Source organism: Endozoicomonas numazuensis (assembly GCF_000722635.1).
Classification (GTDB): domain Bacteria; phylum Pseudomonadota; class Gammaproteobacteria; order Pseudomonadales; family Endozoicomonadaceae; genus Endozoicomonas_A; species Endozoicomonas_A numazuensis.
This window is the reverse complement of the sequence record NZ_JOKH01000001.1, coordinates 1,694,589-1,695,894: the sequence shown is the minus strand read 5'-3', so window position 1 is coordinate 1,695,894 and position 1,306 is coordinate 1,694,589. Positions and strand designations below refer to the sequence as shown.

General features: G+C 41.6%; 2 protein-coding genes. Both read left to right on the top strand.

Annotated elements, in window-relative coordinates; all coding sequences use genetic code 11:
- The first annotated feature begins 257 nt into the window (after positions 1-257).
- Positions 258-389, top strand: a complete 132-nt coding sequence (locus GZ78_RS31125) for a hypothetical protein (RefSeq protein WP_269078743.1) — start codon at positions 258-260, stop codon at positions 387-389.
- A gap of 45 nt (positions 390-434) precedes the next feature.
- The coding region (locus tag GZ78_RS31120; protein ID WP_034833871.1) for a hypothetical protein at positions 435-1,306 on the top strand (872 nt) is incomplete at its 3' end.

Sequence of the window (1,306 nt, the reverse complement as noted above, 5' to 3'; positions counted from 1 at the left end):
AGCCACACTCTCGAGCTTGTACCACTGCCCCTGGATGTCTCTGCGAAAACACACATAATGTGAATTGATCCCTGAAACCAGCATCACTCTGTCATGCTTCAACCTAAATTCAGCAGTTGGATGCGGATTTTACAGCAAATTTCAGTGTGCTTAACTGACCTTCCTGAAGCTCCATATAAAAAGGTCCAGACTCTGGAGTTCTGTAGGTTCTTAACTCTTTAAAGGCAAAGCCCGGCTATAGAGAGATCCAGAACCCCATGAAACTCCTTGTTCATGGCTTCCAGATCGCCATTACAGAGAGAAACCAGACAGAGAGAAACAAAACGACGACAGCCGTTAAAGAACCCCTGTTCTATTGCCTCAAACTGTTTTTTGGTATCTCGCCGTGACAGTTCTACACTTCCAATGCCTTTTATTGGTCAGTACGGAGAGCTATGATGTTTGTTAAAAAAAGTGGGAGGTTCACAAGCTGTGGGCTCGCATATCTTCTAATGGCTTCATCACTGTGCCTTGCACAAGAACAGCAGAGCCTTCTTATTCCATTCGGTTCCTATCTTGAGAAGGTAAAACTAAACGAATTATATGTAAATAATAATCAGCTGTATTATACCGGTCTTTTCAGAGCAGCGGACTCGGGAGTTACACAAGCACCGCCAATATCTTTAGAATGTTGGGAAAAGAAGAATGATATCGCATTCAATGATGACGACTACCTCTATTGCAATACATCAATAACCTATCCGGATCCGATTAATGCCGCCGACTTTTCTTTTACTGAGTTAATTCCCACAGGCGATTACACTGAACGCTGCGGCTTTATGTTAAAAACAAAAGAGAATACCGATGAAGGTTTGAAATCATTTTTGTACGCTACCTGTCACGATTATGACATTCCGATAATAAATTACACTCCAGCCAATTTCGAAATCATTTGGAAATTCAACACTCACGCAATAAAGTCTGATATTACAAATTGCCCTCCAGGAGGCCTTCGCTATGAAAACAGGGGACTAAAATGCACCTCAAACAATAACATTGCCAAACATAAGATTGTTTATGGGAGCTTTCTAAAATCGGCATGTGATATAGGATATACATTTTATGAAAGCAATAGTGACAGTCTGGGTACTGTCTGTAATGACAAAACCTTGATATTGAATGAGGTTTCTGACTGTATTGCTGACGGAAAAGACATTGTTTTCGAAGATGACAAGCTGCAATGCAAGCCCGGCGAGCTGGTTGCTGAAATACATACAAGCAGCGACTTCCTTCCCGCCGGAAATTACCTGATTACCTGTGTTAATTC